Genomic DNA, 22563 nt, shown 5'->3' with positions numbered 1-22563 from the left:
GCATGCTAGCGGCCCGACACGACTGGTACGTATCGGTGTTCGAAGTGTGGCATTCGCATGACACCTGTCCCGAAGGGGGCTGTCGGGGCCCCCGCGATGTGGTTACGCTGCGCGGACGGTCCTGGACTGGAGGTAAGGATGCGTCGCCCTGTCGCACGGAAACTGTCGGTCCTGGCGGTCTCGGCCGCCGTGGTGTCGGTGGGGGCGGCAGCCCCGCCGCAGACCACCTCGACACCCTCGGCACCCGGGAAAGTGCCCGTCGCCGTCGGTTACGGCGGTGCCGTCTCCAGCGTCGACGCCGACGCCTCCGCCGCCGGTATCGAAGTCCTGCGCAAGGGCGGCAACGCGGTCGACGCGGCCGTCGCCACCGCCGCTGCGCTCGGCGTCACCGAGCCGTACTCCTCCGGCATCGGCGGGGGCGGCTACTTCGTCTACTACGACGCCAAGTCCCGTACGGTGCACACCATCGACGGCCGCGAGACGGCACCGCTGACTGCCGACTCGAACCTGTTCGTGGAGAACGGCAAGCCGCTCGCCTTCGCCGACGCCGTCAGCAGCGGACTGAGCGTCGGCACGCCGGGCACCCCGGCCACCTGGGCCGAGGCGCTCGGCGAGTGGGGCAGCAGATCGCTCGGCAACGTCCTGAAGCCCGCCGAGCGGATCGCCCGTGACGGGTTCGTCGTGGACGACACCTTCCGCTCGCAGACCGCGTCCAACGAGACCCGGTTCCGGTACTTCCCGGACACCGCGAAGCTGTTCCTGCCGGGCGGGCAGCTGCCGGTCGTCGGGTCCACCTTCAAGAACCCCGATCTCGCCCGCACGTACGCGGAGTTGGGCCGCAAGGGTGTCGGTGCGATCTACCACGGCGACCTCGGTGACGACATCGTCGACACCGTCAACAAGCCGCCGGTGGACCCGGGTTCCGGGTGGATCGCACGGCCGGGGCAGCTGTCCGAGAAGGATCTCGCTGCCTACCGGGCCAAGCTGCAGAAGCCGACCAAGACTTCGTACCGAGGGCTCGGCGTCTACTCCATCGCGCCTTCCTCCTCCGGCGGCACGACCGTCGGTGAAGCCCTCAACATCCTCGAACGCACGGACCTTTCGAAGGCCAGTGAGGTCCAGTACCTGCACCATTTCATCGAGGCCAGCCGGATCTCGTTCGCGGACCGGGGGCGCTGGGTCGGTGACCCCGCCTTCGAGGACGTACCGACGAAGGGACTGCTGTCGCAGCAGTTCGCCGACTCGCGGGCGTGCCTGATCAGGGACGACGCGGTGCTCACCAGTCCGCTGGCGCCGGGGGATCCGCGTGATCCCGGGGCCTGCCGGGACCGGGGGACGGCGGCTCCGACGACGTACGAGGGTGAGAACACCACGCATCTGACGGTGGCCGACAAGTGGGGGAACGTCGTCTCCTACACGCTGACCATCGAGCAGACCGGAGGCAGTGCGATCACCGTTCCGGGCCGCGGGTTCATTCTCAACAACGAGCTGACGGACTTCTCGTTCACGCCGGCGAACCCCGCCGTGCATGACCCGAACCTGCCGGGGCCCGGTAAGCGGCCGCGGTCTTCCATCTCGCCGACGATCGTGCTCGACCGGCACAACAAGCCTGTGGTGGCGCTCGGTTCGCCCGGTGGGGCGACGATCATCACCACGGTGCTGCAGGTGTTGACCGAGTTCGTGGATCGTGGGTTGCCGTTGGTGGATGCGATCGCTGCGCCTCGGGCGAGTCAGCGGAATGCTGCGCAGACCGAGCTGGAGCCGGGGTTGTACAGCAGTGGGGTGCGGTCTCAACTGGAGGCCATTGGGCACTCGTTCAAGTTGAATCCGGAGATCGGGGCGGCTACTGGTGTTCAGCGGTTGCCCGGTGGGAAGTGGCTTGCTGCTGCGGAGACTGTTCGGCGGGGCGGAGGATCGGCCCAAGTGGTCTATCCCGCTTCGTAGTCGGCTGCGGGTGCGTGGGGGCTGGTCGCGCAGTTCCCCGCGCCCCTAAAAGACTCACCTGAACGTCAGAGCGCCTGCTGCCGCGTCTACTGTCACCCGGCCGCCGTCCTTGATCGTGCCGTTCAGGAGTAGTAGGGAGAGTTGGTTGTCGACCTCTCGCTGGATCGTGCGGCGCAGCGGTCGGGCGCCGTACTCCGGCTGGTAGCCGCGTTCCGCCAGCCAGTCCACCGCGCTGTCCGTGAAGTCGACCGTGACGCCCTGGGCGTGGAGCAGGCGGCGGGTGCTCTGCAGCAACAGCTTGGTGATCTCCCGTAGTTGCTCTCCTGTGAGCTGACGGAAGACGACTATCTCGTCGATGCGGTTCAGGAACTCGGGGCGGAAGTGGTCCCGCAGGGGGCGCAGGATCTGTTCCCGGCGGGCCTCCTCGTCCGTGCCGCCCGACCCGAAACCGATGCCCGCGCCCCTGCGGGTGATCGCCTCCGAGCCCAGGTTGCTCGTCATCGCGATCACCGTGTTGGTGAAGTCGACCGTGCGGCCCTGGGAGTCGGTGAGCCGTCCGTCGTCGAGGACCTGGAGGAGGATGTTGAAGACGTCCGGGTGGGCCTTCTCCACCTCGTCCAGGAGGAGCAGCGAGTACGGGTGCCTGCGAACCACCTCGGTGAGCTGGCCGGCCTCCTCGTGGCCCACGTATCCGGGCGGGGCGCCGATCAGGCGGCTGACCGTGTGGCGTTCCTGGTACTCGCTCATGTCCAGGCGGATCATGCGCTCCTCGCTGCCGAACAGTGACTCGGCGAGGGCGCGGGCCAGTTCGGTCTTGCCGACTCCGGTCGGGCCGAGGAAGAGGAAGCTGCCGATCGGGCGGTCGGGGCTCGCGAGGCCCGCGCGGGAGCGCAGTACGGCGTCCGAGACGACCCGTACGGCCTCGTCCTGGCCGATGACCCGCCCATGCAGGTGGTTCTCCAGGCCGAGCAGGCGGTCCTTCTCCTCCTCGGTGAGGCTGCTGACCGGAATGCCGGTGAGCCGGGACACCACCTCGGCGACCGCCTCCGCCGTGACCTCCAGGTGCTGGCCCTCGTCGGCCTCGTCGTCCCCGGTGGCCTCGCCGATCCGCTGCTTCAACTCGGCGATCCGGTCACGCAGTCGGGTGGCCTGCTCGTACTGCTCGTCGGCGACCGCCTGGTCCTTGTCGCGGGTCAACTGCTCGACCTCGCGCTCCAGGGCCCGTACATCGGTGCCCTTGGTGCGGGCACGGAGTCGTACCCGCGCTCCCGCCTGGTCGATGAGGTCGATCGCCTTGTCCGGCAGGCGGCGGTCGGGGAGATAGCGGTCGGACAGCTCCACGGCGGCCACCAGCGCCTCGTCGGCGTAGCGGACCTGGTGGTGGGCCTCGTAGCGGTCGCTCAGCCCGCGCAGGATCTCGATCGCGTCCGTGGGAGTGGGCTCCGGGACCAGGATCGGCTGGAAGCGGCGGGCCAGGGCCGCGTCCTTCTCGATCCGGCGGAACTCCTCCAGCGTGGTCGCGCCCACGATGTGCAGCTCGCCGCGGGCCAGGGCGGGCTTGAGGATGTTGGCGGCGTCCATCGAACCGCCCTCGCCGCCCCCGCCCGCGCCGACGACGGTGTGCAGTTCGTCGATGAACACGATCAGCCGGTCGGAGTTGTCGCGGATCTCGCCCACGATGTTCGTCAGGCGCTCCTCGAAGTCGCCCCGGTAGCGGGTGCCCGCGACCACTCCGGTCAGGTCGAGGGCGAAGACCCGTCGACCGGTCAGTACGTCGGGCACGTCACCGTCCACGATCCGCTGGGCCAGGCCCTCCACGATGGCGGTCTTGCCGACGCCCGCGTCTCCGATGAGCACCGGGTTGTTCTTGCCGCGCCGGGACAGCACCTCGATGGTCTGTTCGATCTCCGCGTCGCGGCCGATCACGGGGTCGATACGGCCCTGACGGGCCAGGTCGGTCAGGTCGCGGCCGTACTTGTCCAGGGTGGGTGTGCTCGTGCTGCGGGGTGCCTCGCCGCGGGGCTGTCCGGCGTCCGGGGCCGCCTCGGGAGGCAGGCCGGTGGAGGCGAACCTGGCCGAGTTCAGGATGTGCCCGGCCGCCGAGTCGGGGTTCGCGGCCAGGGCGCTGAGCACGTGTTCCGGGCCGATGTAACCGGCGCCCCGGGCCCGCGCCAGTTCGTGGGCGTCGAGCAGGGCGCGCTTGGCGGCCGGGGTCAGGGACAGCGAGGTCGGTGGGGGCGCCTCCTCCGGCTGGTGCTGTACGGGGCCGGAGCGCTCGTCGATCTCCGAGGCGAGGGAGTCGGGGTCGGCGCCGGCCCGGCTCAGCAGCGTCCGGGTCGGCTCGGCGGCGAGCGCGGCCCGCAGCAGGTGCTGGGTGTCCAGGTCCCGGCTGCCGTGCTCGGCGGCGTACTGCGCGGCGCCCCGCACCAGCTCCCGGGCCGGCTGGCTCAGCAGCTGGCCGAGGTTGATCTGGCGGGGGCCGGGACGCGGTCCGCCGAAGAAACGGGCGAGAAACTCTCCGAAGGCGTCATAGCCTTCCGGTCCGCTGAAACCGCTGGTCATGGCGTTCCCATCCGGCATCCCCGCGCGGCCGGGGACGCCCTCGCTGATCGACGTGCCGGGTCGGGTAACCAGGGCGGAAGCCGGTTACACCTTCGCACGGATGCGCGGGTGGGGCACTTTCAGTGATCGTCCAGCAGGGTCAGTTCGCTCAGGACCTTGCGGACCTGCGGCCGCCAGTCGACCGTGCCGACCTCGTGGTGGGCGGCGGGGAAGCGGCGGGCCGGGGGTTTGTCCTCCCAGTGCCGCTCGTCGGGGGCGGCACGCCGGACATGGATCATGGCACCGACGGCGTTCGTCTGGAAGGTGACCTCCAGCGCCTCCGGGCGGTCCTGGCCGGGAGCGTGGCCGGTGAGCCGGAAGGTCTGGATGATCCCGAGACGCTGTTCGGTGCCTGGGACGTCGCTCTCGACTACGTCCGCCGAGTCACAGAGGTAACCCTCCTCCGCGAACAGGTCGAGGATCGCCTCGTGCAACGGAAGCGGCGCGACATGCAGCAGGTCGTCGTCGACGTCGATACCGCCCTCCTCGTCGTCGCCGCGCGTGATCCGGCTCTTCACGGACAGGGCGACGCCCAGGGCCCGTCCGCCGAGTTCGCTCAACGGGGTCTCCCAGGGCAGCCGTTGCGAGAAGGTGAGCCGTCGCTCCTCGCCCGCGCGGAGGGTGACCTGGCCGGGCTCCGCCGAGTGCGTGTCGACCTCGTACTCGCTCTCCCGGCCGTCGTGGTCGGTGCACCGGACGTGCACACACAGGTCGAGGTAGTCGATGTACGTCTCGCGCCGCCCGCCCCTGAGCAGGACCTCGCCCCGCAACTCCCCGCCGGGCATCGCCGGTCCGAGGATCCGTGTGTCCACCTCGATGGCCTCGCCCGGACCGCCGATCCCGAACAGTCGCTTGAACCCCATGTGCGCCCCTCCCCGAGCCCGCCATGATCAGCCCGCAGGGTAGCTCAGCGCGCGGTCAGGACGCGTGGCCCGGCGTCGGTGATTGCCACGGTGTGCTCGGTGTGCGCGGCCCGTGAGCCGTCGTTCGTCTTGAGTGTCCAGCCGTCCGGCGCCGCGTGGTACTCGTCCGTGCCGCCTGCGATGAGCATCGGTTCGATCGCGAGCACCATGCCGTGCCGCAGCGCGAGGCCCCGCCCCGGGCGCCCCTCGTTCGGCACCGGCGGGTCCTCGTGCATCCGGCGGCCGATGCCGTGTCCGCCGAAGTCGTCCATGATGCCGTACCCGCCCTCCCGGCACACGGTGCCGATGGCGTGCGCGATGTCCCCGATGCGGTTGCCCACGACCGCCGCCCCGATCCCGGCCGCGAGTGCCCGCTCGGCGGTCTCGACCAGCCGTACGTCGGCGGCGCGCGGCCTGCCCACGGTGAAGCTGATCGCCGAGTCGCCCGCCCAGCCGCCGAGTTCGGCACCGCAGTCGATCGAGACGAGGTCGCCGTCGCGCAGCCGGTACGCGGTCGGGATGCCGTGCACGATCGCGTCGTTGACCGAGGCGCAGATGACGGCCGGGAAGGGGGTGGACGCGAAGGACGGCCGGTACCCGAGGAAGGGCGAGGCCGCCCCGGCCTCCCGCAGCACCTCCCGGGCCACCTCGTCCAGCTCCAGCAGGGAAACACCCACGTCAGCGGCTTTCCGTACGGCGGTCAGGGCGCGCCCCACCACCTGTCCCGCCTCGTACATGGCGTCGATCGATGTGTCCGTCTTCAGTTCCACCATGCCAATTACTATACCGGTATTAGAATGGGGAGCATGGTGCGCACCCCTCTCACCCCAGAAGAACGCGAACGTGGCGAGCGGCTCGGCCGGCTGCTGCGCGAGGCCCGCGGTGGCCGGAGCATGACGGAGGTCGCGGCGACCGCCGGGATCTCCGCGGAGACCCTCCGGAAGATCGAGACCGGGCGGGCGCCGACCCCGGCGTTCTTCACGGTCGCCGCGCTCGCCCGGGCCCTCGACCTGTCCATGGACGAGCTGGCCGGACTGTGCGAGCTCGCGGGTGTGTGAAGGGAGTTCGCTCAGCGGTCAAGGCCGGGTCATGAGGCTCCTGCTGCTCCTTTGAAAACTTGCCGTAGCCCGTTCGTAACACTGCTGGTGTTGCCTTACGGACCGGAGTACTCCGGTCTAACGGGAGTTGAGCGATGGCAGTGGATCAACTCCCGGGCCAAGTGCGGGAGTTCGCGAACTACCTGGGCGGCGTACTGGGGCGCCTCGATCAGGGTAGCGGCTGGTGCGCGGTGTTCTGGCAGCGCGACCCGGACGGTATGCAGGCCTGCCTCGACGGCCGCGAAGTGCCGCCCTGGGACGTGGTGGAGTCGCTCCTGCAGGACCTCTCCGCCGAGTACGGCCCCGAGGTCGCCCGCGCGGAGGCCGAGCGGGCCAGGACCCTGCACGCCGGTGCCCAGTCCGCCCACGACCGACGCCCCGGCGGCCGGGACGCCCTCGGCGACCGCTTCGACGTCATGCTCCGCGAACAGCGCTACGCCGCCGAACGGCAGGCCGAACTGGGCCGCCTGCTCGCCACCGCCGCCACCCGGACCGACGCCGACGCCATCCGCCTCGATCTCGCCTGGTCCCGCGACGACCACGAACGCGCCGTCCGCCGGTGCGCCGAACTCCAGTCCCGAATGGCCGAGTTGGACCGCCACCGGTCGGACGCAGAGCGGGCGCAGGCGATCCGGCGGGGGCCGTTGGCCGACGGCAGAGCGTTCCGCGAGGCGTACGGGGGCGGGGGGCGAGGGGACAGCGCCTGGGGCGACGTCCGGGAGGGGGCGGGCGCTGGGCGCGGGCCCGGCGGCTACGAGGACGGTGGACAGGGGAGCCTCGGCCACGAGGCCGCCGTACACGGAGGCGGCGATTTTCCGGACATGCCGCAGCAGCGGGACACCCACTCGGCGGCCGGAGCGATCCGGAGCGGACACACCCCGCAGTGGTCGGACCTCTCCGACACGCCCCACCCCCGAACCGGTGGACACCCGCAGCAGCCGACGGACGCGAACGGCACGGCGTACACCCCCGCTGGGCAGGCCCCGGCCACCAGCCCCGACCGACCCCACCGGACCGACGCCGCCGCCCAGCCACCGGAGGCCCCCGCTCCCGCGCCCAAGCAGCGCAAACGTCGTCGCGGCAGTGCCCGTTTCGCCGGGATGGCCGAGCAGGAGGCCGCCCCCGTCGTCGTACCGCCGACCGCCGTACCGGATCTGCCCGCCGCGCCCGCCGCCCGGGGCCGTACCCTGCGTGGGGCGCGGTTCGCGGGGGCAGCGGACGCGGGGGACGTGCGGCCGCCGGCGCGTGGTGAGCCGGTGGATGTCGCGGACGGAGCGGCCGCGCGGGAGACCGCCGACACCGTCGTGACGCTCGTCCGGCTGCGCTCGGAGGGGCGTACCGGCGAGGCGCACGCGCTGCTCGTCGAGGTGGCCCACTGGCCCGCCGCCCGTTTTCCGCTGCTCGCCGCGGAGCTCAAGGCTGCCGGTCTCGGCGCCGACTGGGCGAGCCTGCTCTGGGAGGCCGCCTCACTGCCCGCCGACCGGCTGGTGGCCGCCGCGGACGCGCTGGTCGCGGCCGGGCGGGGTACCGACGGGGAGCAGGTCCTGCGGCAGGGTGTCGCACGGCCCGCAGGCGAGATCGGCGAGGCAGTGCTCGGGCTGGTCGCCGAGGGCCGCCGCCGTGAGGTCTCCGCCCTCCTCGACGCCTACGTCCGTGTCCGCACCCCCGAAGAGGCCGCCCGCAGCGCCGAACCCGACCCGGGGACCCTCGTACCGCTGCTCCTGGCGGCCGCGCGGGGTGTCTCCGACGAGCGGCACTGGGACCTGGTGCACGCCCTGCGGGTCGCCGGGTTCTCCGCCTGACAGGTCCCCCACAACCCTGCTGACCGGCCACGTCACTCGCCCAGTGGAGTGTGAAACGTGATCGACTTCGCGGGTTAACGGCGATGGTCTTGGCAAGCCTCTCCAGGAGGCTTACGTTCGTCCCTCTACGGCCGTGTCTACGGGCGTAGAGGCTCTGACGTCCCCGCCGAAGGAGCAGCTCATGGCCAACGTCGTTCGTGCCGCTCTGGTCCAGGCCACCTGGACCGGCGACACCGAGTCCATGGTGGCGAAACACGAGGAGCACGCCCGCGAGGCGGCCCGACAGGGCGCGAAGATCATCGGGTTCCAGGAAGTGTTCAACGCCCCCTACTTCTGCCAGGTCCAGGAACCCGAGCACTACCGCTGGGCCGAGCCGGTGCCCGACGGTCCCACCACGCGTCGTATGCAGGAACTCGCCCGCGAGACCGGCATGGTGGTCGTCGTGCCGGTGTTCGAGGTCGAGCAGTCCGGCTTCTACTACAACACCGCGGTCGTGATCGACGCCGACGGGAGCATCCTCGGCAAGTACCGCAAGCACCACATCCCGCAGGTCAAGGGCTTCTGGGAGAAGTACTACTTCAAGCCCGGCAACCTCGGCTGGCCGGTGTTCGACACCGCCGTCGGCAAGGTCGGCGTCTACATCTGCTACGACCGCCACTTCCCGGAGGGCTGGCGACAGCTCGGCCTCAACGGCGCCCAGCTCGTCTACAACCCGTCCGCCACCCACCGGGGTCTCTCCTCCCACCTGTGGCGCCTGGAGCAGCCCGCGGCCGCCGTGGCCAACGAGTACTTCGTCGCAGCCATCAACCGGGTCGGTGTCGAGGAGTACGGCGACAACGACTTCTACGGGACCTCGTACTTCGTCGACCCGCGCGGCCAGTTCGTGGGGGACACGGCGAGCGACAAGGAGGAGGAACTGGTCGTCCGCGACCTGGACTTCGACCTCATCGAGGACGTGCGGCAGCAGTGGGCCTTCTACCGCGACCGCCGCCCCGACGCCTACGAAGGGCTGGTGCAGCCGTGACCGAGGACCTGCTGGGACGTCACCGGGCCGTCCTGCCCGACTGGCTCGCCCTCTACTACGAGGACCCGCTGGAGATCACGCACGGCGAGGGCCGGTACGTCTGGGACTCCGAGGGCAACAAGTACCTCGACTTCTTCGGCGGCATCCTGACGACGATGACCGCGCACGCGCTGCCCGAGGTCACCAAGGCGGTGAGCGAACAGGCCGGGCGGATCATCCACTCGTCCACCCTGTACCTCAACCGGCCGATGGTCGAAATGGCCGAGAGGATCAGCCAGTTGTCCGGCATCCCGGACGCGCGCGTCTTCTTCACCACCTCCGGCACCGAGGCCAACGACACAGCCCTGCTGCTCGCCACCACCTACCGCCGCAGCAACACCATCCTGGCGATGCGCAACAGCTACCACGGCCGCTCCTTCAGCGCGGTCGGCATCACCGGCAACCGCGGCTGGTCGCCCACCTCGCTGTCCCCGCTCCAGACGCTGTACGTCCACGGAGGCGTGCGGACCCGCGGCCCGTACGCCTCGCTCAGCGACGACGACTTCATCGCGGCCTGCGTCGACGACCTCCAGGACCTGCTCGGCCACACCCGCCCGCCCGCAGCCCTCATCGCCGAGCCGATCCAGGGCGTCGGCGGCTTCACCTCCCCGCCCGACGGCCTCTACGCCGCCTTCCGCGAGGTGCTCCACGAGAGGGGCATCCTGTGGATCGCCGACGAGGTGCAGACCGGCTGGGGCCGCACCGGCGACCACTTCTGGGGCTGGCAGGCACACGATCAAAACGGGCCGCCGGACATCCTCACCTTCGCCAAGGGCATCGGCAACGGCATGTCCATCGGCGGGGTCGTCGCCCGCGCCGAGATCATGAACTGCCTGGACTCCAACAGCATCTCGACCTTCGGTGGCACCCAGATCACCATGGCGGCCGGCCTCGCGAACCTGTCGTACCTCCTGGAACACGACCTCCAGGGCAACGCCCGGCGGGTCGGCGGACTGCTGATCGAGCGGTTGCGAGCGGTCGCGGCACAGGTTCCGGGTGTACGGGAGGTGCGCGGGCGTGGGCTGATGCTCGGCGTCGAGCTGGTGAAGCCCGGCACCGACGAGGCCGACCCGCAGACCGCGTCCGCCGTGCTCGAGGCGGCCCGCGCCGAGGGGCTGCTGCTCGGCAAGGGCGGCGGGCACAACACCAGCGCCCTCAGGATCGCCCCGCCCCTGTCACTGACCGTCGCGGAGGCCGAAGAGGGCGCCGCGATCCTCGAACACGCTCTGAGGAGCACCATCCAGTAGGTCCACAGCAAGGGAACACCGTCATGAGCACCACCTTGGAGCCCCTGGAGTCCTTGGAGCCGACGCTGTCGGTCCGCCAGGTCCTCATGCTGGAACGGGTCCTCGCCGGGGAGCCCGAGGTGGTGGCCGGTGCCGGTCAGCTCGACCGCGCCGTGCGCTGGGTGCACGTGGCCGAGGCGGCCGACGTCGGCGTGATGCTCAGCGGCGGCGAGATGGTCCTCACCACCGGCGTGCTGCTCGCCGGTGACGAGAGCAAGCAGGCCGAGTACATCCAGTCCCTGCACCGCGCGGAGGCCGCGGCCGTCGTCCTCGGACTCGGCCGCGCCTTCCCGGCCCCGCCGGACGTGATGCGCCGGGCCGCCGAGCGGTGCGGGCTGCCCATGGTCGTCCTCCACCGGCCCTTCCCCTTCGCGGAGTTGACGGAAGAGGTCCAAGCCCGGCTGGTGCGACGGAAGTTCGCCGCCGTCAGCATGTCCGAGGCCGTGCGCACGGCCCTCACCGGACTCATCACCGCCGGTGCCCCGCTCCAGCGGATGCTCGACGAGATCGCCCACCACAGCGGCTGTCCCGTCGTCGTCACCAACCTCGCCCACCGCGTCCTCGCCACCGCGGGGGAGCGGTCCGCGGTGGACGACGTGCTGCGCGACTGGGAGCGCATCGCCCGCCAGGCCGGCGGCAGCGAGGGCGACGGCTGGATCCGCGCCGAACTGGGCGGGCGCGGGGAGCGCTGGGGCCAGATCATGCTGTGCGGCTACCGGGGAGACACGGCTACGGGGCGCCTCCTCGCCGACCGCGCTGCCGAGTCCCTCGTCCTGCACCGCATGCTCGGCGGCACCTCCGCCCACACCTGGGAGGAACAGTCCGCGCAGAGCCTGCTCACCGACCTGGTCAGCGGGGTCGTACCGGCCCGGCAGCTCCTGCCCCGTGCGCGGGCGGCCGGACTGCCCGTCAACCGGCGCACCTTCGTGCCGCTCGTCGTACGGGACGGCGATCCCGCCGAACTCGACCGGGTGCTACGGCTGTTGGGGCTGCCCGGGATCGTCGCCGAACTCGCCGACGGGGCGACCGCGGTGCTGCTGAGCCTGGCCCGGGACCAGGACGCCACGGTGCTCACGGCGAACTTCGCGGCCCGGCTGACGAGGACGGTGGTGGCCGCCGCCGACCCCAGGAGCGCCTGGGACGACGTGCCCGCCGGTATGCGTGAGGCACGGCATGTCGCGGACGCCGTCCCCTCGGGGGCACTCGACCTTCCGGCCGTCGTCCGCCTCAAGGACGTCCATCTGCGCGGCCTGATCCGACTGCTGCGCGACGACCCGCATGTGCAGTCCTTCGCGGAGCGCGAGCTGGACGGGCTGTTGTGCGACTCGGGCTCGGGGGAGGGCCTGCTGGCCGTCCTGCGCACCTATCTCGCCACCGGCCGCAACAAGTCCCGCACCGCCCAGCTCCACCACGTCTCGCGCCCCGCGCTCTACCGGCGCCTCGAAGCGATACAGGGCCGGCTCGGCGTCGACCTCGACGACTTCGAGCAGGCCGCCTCCGTACACATCGCACTCCTCGCGCACGACGCGCAACAGAGCTGAAACATGCCATGACCTGGGAAAACGGCGGTGAAACATGGGCTCACGAGAGGGTGACACCGTGGCACGCCGCAGGCCTGCAGACGTGACACCGTGCAACTCAAAGCCGGTTTTCGGACTTCCTAGTCTTCTCGCACACCGAGCGACCGGAGGTCCCGATGAGCAGAGTGATTCGTGCCGCCCTTTTCCAGACCGCGTGGACGGGCGACAAGGAGTCGATGATCCAGGTACACGAGCAGGCGGCCCGGGACGCGGCCGCGCAGGGTGCTCAGGTCCTGTGCTTCCAGGAGCTGTTCTACGGACCGTACTTCTGCCAGGTCCAGGACAAGGCGTTCTACGAGTACGCCGAGCAGATCCCCGACGGGCCCATCGTCAAGCGATTCCAGGCGCTGGCCAAGGAGTTGGGCATCGTCCTGATCCTGCCGATGTACGAGGAGGAGCAGCCCGGCGTCCTCTACAACACCGCCGCCGTGATCGACGCGGACGGCTCGTACCTCGGCAAGTACCGCAAGCACCACATCCCACAAGTCCCGGGATTCTGGGAGAAGTTCTACTTCCGGCCCGGCAATCTGGGCTGGCCGATCTTCGACACCAAGGTCGGGAGGATCGGCGTCTACATCTGCTACGACCGCCACTTCCCGGAGGGCTGGCGGGCGTTGGGCCTCGCGGGTGCCGAGATCGTCTTCAACCCGTCGGCCACCTCGCGCGGCCTGTCCGCCTACCTCTGGCAGCTGGAGCAGCCGGCCGCGGCCGTCGCCAACGAGTACTTCGTCGGCGCGATCAACCGGGTGGGTGTCGAGGAGCTGGGCGACAACGACTTCTACGGGACGACGTACTTCGTCGACCCGGAGGCGCAGTTCGTCGGCGAGGTGGCGAGCGACAAGGAGACCGAACTGGTCGTCCGCGACCTGGACATGGCCAAGCTCCGCGAGGTCCGCGACCGCTGGCAGTTCTACCGCGACCGCCGCCCGGACGCCTACCCGCCGCTGACCGCACCCTGACCGAACCAACCACCCTGGCAGGAGAGGGAACATGAGCAGCCGTACCGTCATCCGCGGTGGTCTCGTCATCACCGCGTCGGACGAGATCCACGCCGACGTGCTGATCGAGGACGGCCGCATCGCCGCCCTCGCCGTGCCCGGTACCCAGAGCTGGACCGCGGACCGCACGATCGACGCCACCGGGAAGTACGTCATCCCCGGTGGCGTCGACGCCCACACCCACATGGAGCTGCCCTTCGGCGGCACCTTCGCCTCCGACACCTTCGAGACCGGCACCCGGGCCGCCGCCTGGGGCGGTACGACGACCATCGTCGACTTCGCGGTGCAGAGCGTCGGCCACACCCTGCGCGAGGGACTGGACGCCTGGCACGCCAAGGCCGAGGGCAACTGCGCCATCGACTACGGCTTCCACATGATCGTCTCCGATGTGAACCAGGAGACGCTCAAGGAGATGGACCTGCTGGTGGAGGAGGGCGTGACCTCCTTCAAGCAGTTCATGGCCTACCCCGGCGTCTTCTACTCCGACGACGGCCAGATCCTGCGCGCCATGCAGCGCTCCGCCGAGAACGGCGGCCTGATCATGATGCACGCCGAGAACGGCATCGCGATCGACGTGCTGGTGGAGCAGGCGCTGGCCCGGGGAGAGACCGACCCGCGCTACCACGGCGAGGTCCGCAAGGCGCTCCTCGAAGCCGAGGCCACCCACCGCGCCATCAAGCTCGCGCAGGTCGCCGGCGCGCCCCTGTACGTCGTGCACGTCTCGGCCATGGAGGCAGTGGCCGAGCTGGCACGGGCGCGTGACGAGGGGCTCAACGTGTTCGGCGAGACCTGCCCGCAGTACCTGTTCCTGTCCACGGACAACCTCGCCGAGCCGGACTTCGAGGGCTCGAAGTACGTGTGCAGCACGCCGCTTCGGCCCAAGGAACACCAGGCCAAGCTCTGGCAGGGGCTGCGCACCAACGACCTCCAGGTCGTCTCCACCGACCACTGCCCCTTCTGCTTCGTCGGGCAGAAGGAACTCGGCCGCGGCGACTTCTCGAAGATCCCCAACGGCCTTCCCGGCGTCGAGAACCGCATGGACCTGCTCCACCAGGGCGTGGTCGAGGGGCGCATCTCGCGCCGCCGCTGGATCGAGATCGCCTGCGCCACCCCGGCCCGGATGTTCGGCCTGTACCCGAAGAAGGGCACCATCGCCCCGGGAGCCGACGCCGACGTCGTCATCTACGACCCGCACGCCGAGCAGATCGTCTCCGCCGAGACCCACCACATGAACGTCGACTACTCGGCGTACGAAGGAAAGCGCCTCACGGGCCGGGTCGAGACGGTTCTCTCGCGCGGCGAACTTGTCATCAGCGAGCGGGAGTACACCGGACGCGCCGGACACGGCACGTACACCCCCCGCTCCACCTGTCAGTACCTCAACTAGGAGTGGCGCCCATGGACTTCGGACTCGTCCTGCAGACGGATCCGCCCGCCTCGAAGGTCATCAGCCTGATGAAGCGGGCCGAACGCAACGGCTTCACCTACGGGTGGACCTTCGACTCCGCCGTGCTCTGGCAGGAGCCGTTCGTGATCTACAGTCAGATCCTCTCCAATACCTCGAAGTTGACGGTCGGCCCGATGGTCACCAACCCGGGCACCCGCACCTGGGAGGTCACCGCCTCCACCTTCGCCACCCTCAACGACATGTTCGGCAACCGCACGGTCTGCGGCATCGGCCGTGGCGACTCCGCGATGCGTGTCGCGGGCCGTACGCCCAACACCCTCGCCCGGATCAGCGAGGCCATGAAGGTCATCCGGGCGCTCGGCTCCGGTCAGGAGGCCGACCTCGGCGGCACGGTCGTCAAGTTCCCGTGGATCAAGGAGGGCGCCGAACTCCCCGTGTGGATGGCGGCGTACGGGCCCAAGGCGCTGAAGATGACCGGTGAGGAGGCCGACGGGTTCATCCTCCAGCTGGCCGACCTGTACCTCACCGAGTACATGGTGAAGGCCGTCAAGGACGCGGCCGTCGCAGCCGGTCGGGATCCCTCAGAGGTCAAGATCTGTGTCGCCGCCCCCGCCTACGTCACCGAGGACGACTCGCCCGAGGCGCTCGCCCACGCGCGCGAGCAGTGCCGCTGGTTCGGCGGGATGGTCGGCAACCACGTGGCCGACCTGGTCTCCAAGTACGGCGCGCACTCGGCCGCCGTACCCGACGAGCTGACGGACTACATCAAGGCACGTGAGGGGTACGACTACTCGCACCACGGACGCGCCGACAACCCCGACACCGCGTTTGTGCCCGACGAGATCGTCGACCGGTTCTGTGTCATCGGACCGGTCGAGAAGCACATCGAGAAGCTGAACGCGCTGCGCGAGCTGGGCGTCGACCAGTTCGCCGTGTACGACATGCACGACGCGCAGGAGGCGACCATCGACGCGTACGGCTCGAAGGTCATCCCTGCCGTCAACGCCTGACCCCCCGTCCCCCCACACCTTGTTCGCCCCTCTCCTCCCCGCCGTCCCGGGGCGGAGAGGGGTCCAAGGCCCCCGCACGGCCTTTCCCGTCCCGCTCTGATCGATTGGCCTGCCCATGACCGAAACAGTCCCCACGGGGTCGCCGATATCGCAGAACGCGGCCACCGCCGGCCGCGTCGAGCTCGCCCCCGAGGCCTTCCCCGCCGACAGTCCCTTCGCCAACGAGGACCTGCGTCCCGTACCGGTCTCCGAGCGCAAGTGGACGACGTACAACTTCGCGGCCCTGTGGATCTCCATGGCGCACTGCATCCCCAGCTGGACCCTGGCCTCCGGCCTGGTCGCGCTCGGCATGGACTGGAAGCAGGCCGTCTTCACCATCGCCCTGGCCAACATCATCGTGCTGCTGCCGATGCTGGCCACCGGGCATGCCGGACCCAAGTACGGCATCCCCTTCCCGGTGCTCGCCCGCGCCTCCTTCGGGCTGCGCGGCGCCAACATCCCCGCGCTGATCCGGGCGGCCGTGGCCTGTGGCTGGTTCGGCATCCAGACCTGGATCGGCGGCAGCGGCATCTTCGCGCTGGGCTCCAAGCTCACCGGCGGTCACTGGGAGGACGCGGGCAAGATCGCCGGTAACCCGTGGCCGCTGTGGCTGTGCTTCCTGCTGTTCTGGGCGCTCCAGATCGCGATCATCTACCGCGGCATGGACTTCCTGCGGCACTTCGAGAACTGGGCCGCGCCCTTCGTGATCGTCGGCGCCCTGGTCCTGCTGGTCTGGATCGCGGTCAAGGCGGACGGCTTCGGTGCGCTGCTTGACCAGCCGTCCAAGCTCGGCTGGGGGCCCGACTTCTGGCCGGTCTTCTTCCCGTCCCTGATGGGAATGATCGGCTTCTGGGCGACCTTGTCCCTGAACATCCCTGACTTCACGCGTTTCGGCGCCAGTCAGAAGGCGCAGACCTGGGGGCAGGCCCTCGGCCTTCCCACGACGATGACGCTCTTCGCGGTCCTCGCCGTGCTGGTCACCTCCGGCTCCGAGGTCGTCTACGGCGAGGCCATCTGGGACCCGGTCGCGCTGGCGGCCAAGACGGACAACGCCTTCGGTCTGCTCTTCGCGCTGATCATCGTGCTCGTGGCCACGATCTCCGTGAACATCGCGGCGAACGTGGTCTCACCGGCGTACGACCTCTCCAACCTGGCTCCGAAGTTCATCAACTTCCGCACGGGCGCGCTGATCACGGGTGTCGTGGGCATCCTGATCTTCCCGTGGAAGCTGATCTCCACGCCGGAGTTCTACATCTTCACCTGGCTCGGGGTGGTCGGCGGTCTGCTCGGCACGGTCGCGGGCATCCTCATCGCCGACTACTGGATCGTCCGGCGTACGGTCCTGCACCTCGTGGACCTGTACACACCCGGCGGTCGCTACTGGTACACCAACGGCTGGAACTGGCGGGCCATCGTCGCCTTCGTGGTCGGCGGTCTGCTCGCGGTCGGCGGGTCGTACTCCGCGGTGGGCGCGGACGGCAAGAAGACGGGGCCGTTCCCGACCGACGGTCTGATCCCGTTCCTCAAGCCGCTGGCCGACTACGGCTGGGCGGTGGGCCTGGGCGCGTCGCTGCTGCTGTACATCGCGCTGATGCTGCCGAAGGGCAGGGAGCAGGAAGGCATCGCGGCCTGACGGTGGGCGGTCAGGAGGCTCAGGCCTTCTGACCGCTCTGCAGCGCCGCCACCGCCTCCTTGGCGGCCTTGATGGCACCCTTGTTGATCTCGTCCGTGCTGGGCGCCTTCTTCGACTCGAAGTCGCTGCCGTTGTACGTCACGGTCACCAGCGCGTTGGACGCCTGGATGATGACCACGCCCTCACGGGTCTGCTGCTTGTCCTCGGTGGTGAGGTTCACCACCGAGTACCCGGCGTCCCCGACCCCCGGCACGTTTCCGCCGCCGCTCTTCTCGGCGATGTTCTCCTTGTACGACTTCGCGGCCGCCGCGTCGGACTCCGTGATCTCGAAGGACACGTCGAGCCAGCGGTAGTCGTACCCCTTGAGCGCGTTCCAGGAGCAGGTGCGGCGCAGGTTGGTGTCCGTCGAGGGGATCTCCTTGCCGGCCGTCTTGGCGCCCGGCACCAGCGACTTGATCGTCGCCGCGCCGATGCTGCCGCAGGGCGCGGGGGAGGTGGCGTACTGCTTGGAGGCCGCTGCCGTGGACGCACCCGAGGGCGACTCCTCGGCGGACTGCGGCGTCGCCTCCTTCTCGGCGGCCGGGGTCGCGGCCGGGCCGGAGGTCAGCGCCCAGCCCGCCGCGGCGAGCACGAGGACGGGGGAGATGCGCGCGGTGAGGGCGAGCGGCAGGGAAAGAGTTCGCACGGCGCACTTTTCGTGGGGGACGGACGGTGCGGACGGGCCCGCACTGCGGACGGGACGCCAGTTTCACATGTCTCCCTGTGGGGGCGGAAGTGTGAACTCGCTCCGTGCCTGCGCCGTCACTGCGCTCTGCCGTCGATGCGTCATGTGTCCGTTTATGTCCGGACGATGGGGCGGTAGAGCGCCGACCAGGCAGTGGTCGGTGTGCTCGGGGCGCCGACATGCCGCCACGTCCTCGTCGGTGATCCGGTACGGCGCGAGCGCGGTCAGCAGCACCAGGCGCGCGCCGGGACGTTCCAGCCGGTCCGGCAACCCGCTCAGGTCGAGTGGCGGATGCGAGCCGTCCCAGTCCAGCGGTGTCTCCTCCACGAGGTCCTGCTCGTCGATGTCGAGGAGGCCCGCGCCCGTCATGGCCGCCCGGAGCAGCGCCGCGTACGCGAGGCCGACGGGGGTCCCGCCCGCCCACGCCTGGGCCTCGCCGGGTCGAGCAGGTCGAGCAGTTCCAGGGCGGCGCCGGGTCGGGCGGGGCGGCGTACGGCCCGCGAGGCTGCGTACCGCGCGGAACCGCTGGACGTTGCCCGGCAGCAGGTTCTCGGTCAGCAGGGCTCGCCCTGTGTCGGTCTCGGGGGAGTCGGCGGACGGTGAGCGGGGTGTCGAGCGGGTACGCGCGCAGGTATCCGACATCGCGCTGATCGACGTACAGATGCCGGTGATGACGGGCATCGAGGCGACCCGCAGAATCGCCGCGGATCCGGTGCCGGCGGCGGTCCGCGTGGTGATCCTCACCAACTACGGCCATGACGAGTACGTCTTCGAGGCGCTGCGGGCGGGCGCGAGCGGCTTCCTGCGAGGCGGTGGCCCGGGGTGAGGCAATGCTGTCGCCGGCCGTCACCCGCACCCTGATCGGCGAGTTCGTCTCCCGCCCACCCGACCGCTCCAGCGACCCCGGCCTGGAATGCCTCACCCGCCGCGAACGCGAGGTCACGGCCCTGGCCGCGCGCGGTCTGACCAACGAGGAGATCGCCGAGCACATGGTGATCAGCCCCTTCACGGCCAAGACGCACGAGCCCAACTGGTCGTGTTCGCCTACGAGTCGGGGCTGGTGACCGCGCGCGGCGGCTGATATTCCGTTGCCCGCCCGCACCGGCGATCAGCACTCTGGGGTGATGACGGAGACGACACCGCGAGTGCACCAGGAGATCCTCGCCTACTACGCCCGGGGCGCGGAGGACGCCCGCCTGAGACCAGGAGGCGCCCCCGCCGGGCGGCTGGAGTTCTGGCGTACGCAGGACGTGCTGCGACGGCTGCTGCCCGCGGCGCCCGCGCGAGTACTGGACGTCGGAGGCGGCAGCGGCGTGCACGCGGAGTGGCTCGCCGAGGACGGGTACCAGGTCGAACTCGTCGATCCGGTACCGCTCCACGTCCAGCAGGCCGCGCGGATCCCCGGGGTCACCGCCCGCACCGGCGACGCGCGCGAGCTGTCTGCGCCGGAGGACACGTACGACGCCGTGCTGATGCTCGGGCCGCTGTACCACCTGCCCGAACGGGCCGACCGGGTAAGGGCGTTGGCGGAGGCGCACCGGGTGGTCCGGCCGGGCGGACCGGTGGTCGCGGCCACCATCAACCGGTTCGCGCAGCTGCACGACCTGCTGCGAGAGGAGCGCTACTTCACCCCGGAACACCGCGACCGCACCGACGCCGTGCTCGTGGACGGCCGCCACCCCTACCACGACGAGGGCTTCTTCACCGTCGCCCAGTTCGCCCAACCGGACGAGGTGACGGCGGAGTTCACCGACGCGCGGCTGGCCGTCGAGGGCCAGTACGGCGTCGAGGGCGTCGCCTGGCTGATGGGCGGCATCGAGGACTGGCTGGACGACCCCGAGCGCCGGGAGACCGTACTGGCGGCGTGCCGGCACATCGAGTCCGAGCCGACGCTGCTGGGGGCGAGCGGGCATCTGCTCACCGCGGGCAGACGGCCGTCGGTGTGACGGGGCGGCCGTCTGCCCGGTGGTGACCGCGGTGGCCTCCGGGCCCCCAGGGGTCAGGCGGCCGTACCGCCCGCGTAGTCGCTGTTGAAGGTGGTCTCGACGGTGGTGGCCACGGACTGGGCCACCCCGGTGCCGGTCAGGATGATGCCCAACTCGCGGTTGTTGGTGAGCGAGTTGCTGCTGATGTTCATGGAGCCCGCCTCCACCTCCTGGGTAGCGAGACCGTAGTCGGCGACCATGGCCTTGGCGTGGATGTAGAAGCCGTCGGGGTCGGAGTACCCGACGACGGTGCCGCCCGCCGCCTCGATCTCGGAGACCTCGGTCGCGTAGTCGCCCGGGGTCTCCAGCACCACCCGTACCTTCACCCCCGCCTTCGCGCGCGCGGCGATGGCGTCCACGACCGCGCTGTCGCTGAACTCCAGTTCCTCCACGTCGAGCGTCTTGGTGGCGGCGTTGACAACGGACAGCAGACGGCTGCGGGAGTCGGTGGGGGACCAGAGCAGGTGGTCGCCGTCGGTGGGGGTGACCGAGGTGCCGGCGTAGTCCGCGGCGAAGACCTTCTCGATCGCGGCGACATCGCGGCTGTCGTCGGTGAACACGCCGTAGTCACGGCCGGTCGCGTAGTACTGGGAGGTGAGATTGCCGGTGAGGACAAGGGACTTGGCGCCGTCCACGGTGATCGTCTTCTGGTGCGTGTAGACGAAGCTCGACGGCGACCACACGACGCCGACGCCCGCGTTCGTCAGCGCGGTGTAGGCCGAGTTGTTGGCGCTCTGGTGGGCACGGTCCAGGACGACCCGGACGGTGACGCCCTTGCTCTTGAGGGCGATGAGGTCATTGACGGCCGTCGTGTCCTCCAGCTCGTACATGGTCATGTCGAGGGAAGTGGTGGCCGAGTTGACGAAGTCGTAGATCGTGGGCTGCCCGCCGCTCTGTGAGAAGGCGAAGGCGGTGTAGGTCGCGGCACTGGCGGGGACGGAGGTGGCGAGTACGGCGGCACCGGCGGCGACGGCGACACCGGTACGGGCGAGGACCTTCCACAACATGCGTGACTCCTGGTCGAGTTGGGCCCGCGTGGGGGTGGCGGACGTGCGCATGACACCACGCGCGTAGAACGCGGAGGAAGGGAAGGTGGGTGAACTCGGGGTTACCGGGGGTCCGGAGGGTCGGGCAAAAGGGACTTCGTGCAGGTGGGGCGTGGTTCATGGAGTTCTCGTGCGATCGCAAAATCTTCGTAGGCTTCGCGGCCGCGGTCGTAACTGTGCAACCGCGCAGGAGGCGGCGATGGTGGTGCCCTGTGCGCGGGGGCGGACCCGGACGAGGTCGCCCAGTGGGCCGTGAACCCGGTGCCGGGGCCTCCCGGCAGCCACCGCTCGCCCTCCCCGGCCAGGGAGACGGCGCCGCACAGCGAGAACGGCACGCGCCCTGGCCGGTCCACCCCGTCATGGTGGATCGCCGCCCTGCCGGCACTGGTCATCGGTCCGTCGCGTCGCATCCCACGCCCCCGGAGCGAGCGAGGTGTTTCCGCCGGATGGATCTGGTTAGGCTCGTCTGGGGTGCTTGGGAAGCAGGTACGCCCGCGGCGGCTCAGCAGAGCCGGTCGCGGCCCACGTTGTCTGCCGTACGAACGGAGCGCCTGTCATGACTCAGCTGCCCGCCGAGCCACCCCCGGGAGACCTCCCGGCCATCGACGCCGCCGGTGGACCCGACAAGGAGACGCTGCTCTGGCAGCAGGAGGATCTCGACCGGCGCAACCGCCTGTACGGCCACGCCGGAGTAGCCCGAGCTGAGAACGTGCTGCTGAAGCGCTACGGCCTGGCCTCCGCCGAGGAGGCGTTCGCCCTGTTGAGGGACACCTCGCAGCAGTTCAACATCAAGCTCTCCACGCTCGCCGACGCGGTGGTGCGCACGCCTGCTCCGGACCAGGACTCGCGGCTGTGGTTTCCCGGCCGGGCCCGCCACAGCCCGCCTCGTGCTCCCGGCCTGCCGGTGGACAGCGGCCGCGGCAGCCAGGGTGCTGTTCTCAAGACGGTCCTGCACCGGGTGCTGTCCATCACGGAGACACCGATGGGCAACGTCCAGCTGGCCGAGAGCGGCCGACTGAGGCTCGCCCGGCACACCGGGCTCAACAAGTACTTCACCGACTTCTTCGCCTTCGTCGACGCGCCGACGACCGCGTGCTCGCAGGCGGTCGCCCAGCGCAGGCAGGTCACCGTACGGGACGTGACGACCGCGGCCGTGTTCGACGAGGGCTCACGCCACGCCATCCTGCAGACGGGCAGCCGCGCCGCGCACAGCGTTCCGCTCGTCGACCGAAACGGCGTGCCGGTGGGGATGGTGTCCTCCCACCACGAACGGCCACTGGCCGGCTTCACCCGCGCTCAGCTGGCAGCGTTGCAGCAGACCGGCGCTGACACAGGCCGCTGGTTGTCCTGGCACTGGTACACCGTCGTCCTGGACGCTCTGGAAAGCCTCCACGCCACCGCCACCGGCGCGCCCAGCTGACCTGTCCGTCGAAGCTGCCGCGTCT

Annotated in this window: 17 protein-coding genes and 2 pseudogenes; 13 read left to right on the top strand and 6 right to left on the bottom strand. The window is 70.2% G+C overall.

The genetic code is table 11. The features are described 5' to 3' along the window. Nucleotides 1-138: 138 nt before the first annotated feature. A complete protein-coding gene (gene ggt / locus AB0D34_RS18155; RefSeq protein ID WP_362662616.1) occupies nt 139-1944 on the top strand; it encodes a gamma-glutamyltransferase in 1806 nt (601 codons plus the stop codon). Nucleotides 1945-1998: 54 nt separating this feature from the next. Here the strand turns inward: ggt and AB0D34_RS18150 are convergent, their stop codons facing one another. The 3 genes from AB0D34_RS18150 to map all read right to left on the bottom strand — a co-directional run bounded on the left by AB0D34_RS18150 (nt 1999) and on the right by map (nt 6220). Then, entirely contained in the window at nt 1999-4506 is a 2508-nt protein-coding gene (locus AB0D34_RS18150) for an ATP-dependent Clp protease ATP-binding subunit (protein WP_362662615.1), read from the bottom strand. 119 nt (nt 4507-4625) lie between these two features. Beyond that, nucleotides 4626-5408 (bottom strand): sporulation protein, encoded by a 783-nt coding sequence (locus AB0D34_RS18145; protein ID WP_362662613.1) that lies wholly within the window; start codon nt 5406-5408, stop codon nt 4626-4628. A 44-nt stretch (nt 5409-5452) separates the two neighbouring features. After that, nucleotides 5453-6220 (bottom strand): type I methionyl aminopeptidase, encoded by a 768-nt coding sequence (map, locus tag AB0D34_RS18140; protein WP_362662611.1) that lies wholly within the window; start codon nt 6218-6220, stop codon nt 5453-5455. Between the two features lie 33 nt (nt 6221-6253). Between map and AB0D34_RS18135 the strand changes: the two genes are divergently transcribed. The 9 genes from AB0D34_RS18135 (at nt 6254) to AB0D34_RS18095 (ending at nt 17363) form a co-directional block, all read left to right on the top strand. Next, on the top strand, nt 6254-6505 hold the full coding sequence (locus tag AB0D34_RS18135; RefSeq protein WP_362662609.1) for a helix-turn-helix transcriptional regulator: 252 nt from the start codon (nt 6254-6256) through the stop codon (nt 6503-6505). A gap of 134 nt (nt 6506-6639) precedes the next feature. Beyond that, on the top strand, nt 6640-8346 hold the full coding sequence (locus tag AB0D34_RS18130) for a hypothetical protein (RefSeq protein WP_362662607.1): 1707 nt from the start codon (nt 6640-6642) through the stop codon (nt 8344-8346). Between the two features lie 181 nt (nt 8347-8527). Beyond that, entirely contained in the window at nt 8528-9370 is an 843-nt protein-coding gene (locus AB0D34_RS18125) for a nitrilase-related carbon-nitrogen hydrolase (protein WP_362662605.1), read from the top strand. Next, nucleotides 9367-10656: an aspartate aminotransferase family protein gene (locus tag AB0D34_RS18120; RefSeq protein ID WP_362662603.1), complete on the top strand. Its 1290-nt coding sequence runs from the start codon at nt 9367-9369 to the stop codon at nt 10654-10656. Before AB0D34_RS18125 ends, AB0D34_RS18120 begins: the two co-directional genes overlap by 4 nt. A gap of 23 nt (nt 10657-10679) precedes the next feature. Then, nucleotides 10680-12236 (top strand): PucR family transcriptional regulator, encoded by a 1557-nt coding sequence (locus AB0D34_RS18115; RefSeq protein WP_362662601.1) that lies wholly within the window; start codon nt 10680-10682, stop codon nt 12234-12236. Between the two features lie 155 nt (nt 12237-12391). Continuing rightward, nucleotides 12392-13234, top strand: coding sequence for a nitrilase-related carbon-nitrogen hydrolase (locus AB0D34_RS18110; RefSeq protein ID WP_164421243.1), 843 nt, complete (start codon nt 12392-12394; stop codon nt 13232-13234). Between the two features lie 31 nt (nt 13235-13265). Beyond that, a complete protein-coding gene (gene hydA / locus AB0D34_RS18105) occupies nt 13266-14660 on the top strand; it encodes a dihydropyrimidinase (RefSeq protein WP_362662599.1) in 1395 nt (464 codons plus the stop codon). Between the two features lie 11 nt (nt 14661-14671). Beyond that, nucleotides 14672-15691, top strand: coding sequence for a TIGR03842 family LLM class F420-dependent oxidoreductase (locus AB0D34_RS18100; RefSeq protein WP_362662597.1), 1020 nt, complete (start codon nt 14672-14674; stop codon nt 15689-15691). 115 nt (nt 15692-15806) lie between these two features. Beyond that, nucleotides 15807-17363 (top strand): NCS1 family nucleobase:cation symporter-1, encoded by a 1557-nt coding sequence (locus AB0D34_RS18095; protein ID WP_362662595.1) that lies wholly within the window; start codon nt 15807-15809, stop codon nt 17361-17363. Nucleotides 17364-17382: 19 nt separating this feature from the next. Here the strand turns inward: AB0D34_RS18095 and AB0D34_RS18090 are convergent, their stop codons facing one another. After that, complete coding sequence (locus tag AB0D34_RS18090) at nt 17383-18048, bottom strand: hypothetical protein (RefSeq protein WP_362662594.1); 666 nt, start codon at nt 18046-18048, stop codon at nt 17383-17385. Between the two features lie 183 nt (nt 18049-18231). Beyond that, nucleotides 18232-18651, bottom strand: a pseudogene (locus AB0D34_RS18085) (DNA-binding protein); the annotation flags it as partial. Between AB0D34_RS18085 and AB0D34_RS18080 the strand changes: the two are divergent. Together AB0D34_RS18080 and AB0D34_RS18075 are read left to right on the top strand one after the other, a co-directional pair. After that, nucleotides 18620-19168 (top strand): annotated as a pseudogene (locus AB0D34_RS18080) (response regulator transcription factor). The pseudogenes AB0D34_RS18085 and AB0D34_RS18080 sit on opposite strands and share 32 nt — an antisense overlap. Before the next feature lie 43 nt (nt 19169-19211). Continuing rightward, entirely contained in the window at nt 19212-20033 is an 822-nt protein-coding gene (locus tag AB0D34_RS18075; RefSeq protein ID WP_362662592.1) for a class I SAM-dependent methyltransferase, read from the top strand. Between the two features lie 53 nt (nt 20034-20086). Here AB0D34_RS18075 and AB0D34_RS18070 read toward each other — a convergent pair whose 3' ends face one another. After that, nucleotides 20087-21079: a phospholipase D-like domain-containing protein gene (locus tag AB0D34_RS18070; protein ID WP_362662970.1), complete on the bottom strand. Its 993-nt coding sequence runs from the start codon at nt 21077-21079 to the stop codon at nt 20087-20089. 595 nt (nt 21080-21674) lie between these two features. Here AB0D34_RS18070 and AB0D34_RS18065 point away from each other — a divergent pair. After that, nucleotides 21675-22538, top strand: a complete 864-nt coding sequence (locus tag AB0D34_RS18065; RefSeq protein ID WP_362662590.1) for an ANTAR domain-containing protein — start codon at nt 21675-21677, stop codon at nt 22536-22538. Nucleotides 22539-22563 lie beyond the last annotated feature (25 nt).

Source organism: Streptomyces sp. NPDC048420 (assembly GCF_040651535.1).
GTDB lineage: Bacteria > Actinomycetota > Actinomycetes > Streptomycetales > Streptomycetaceae > Streptomyces.
Note: the sequence above shows the minus strand (reverse complement) of the source record. Positions and strands in the feature narration are given on the sequence as shown.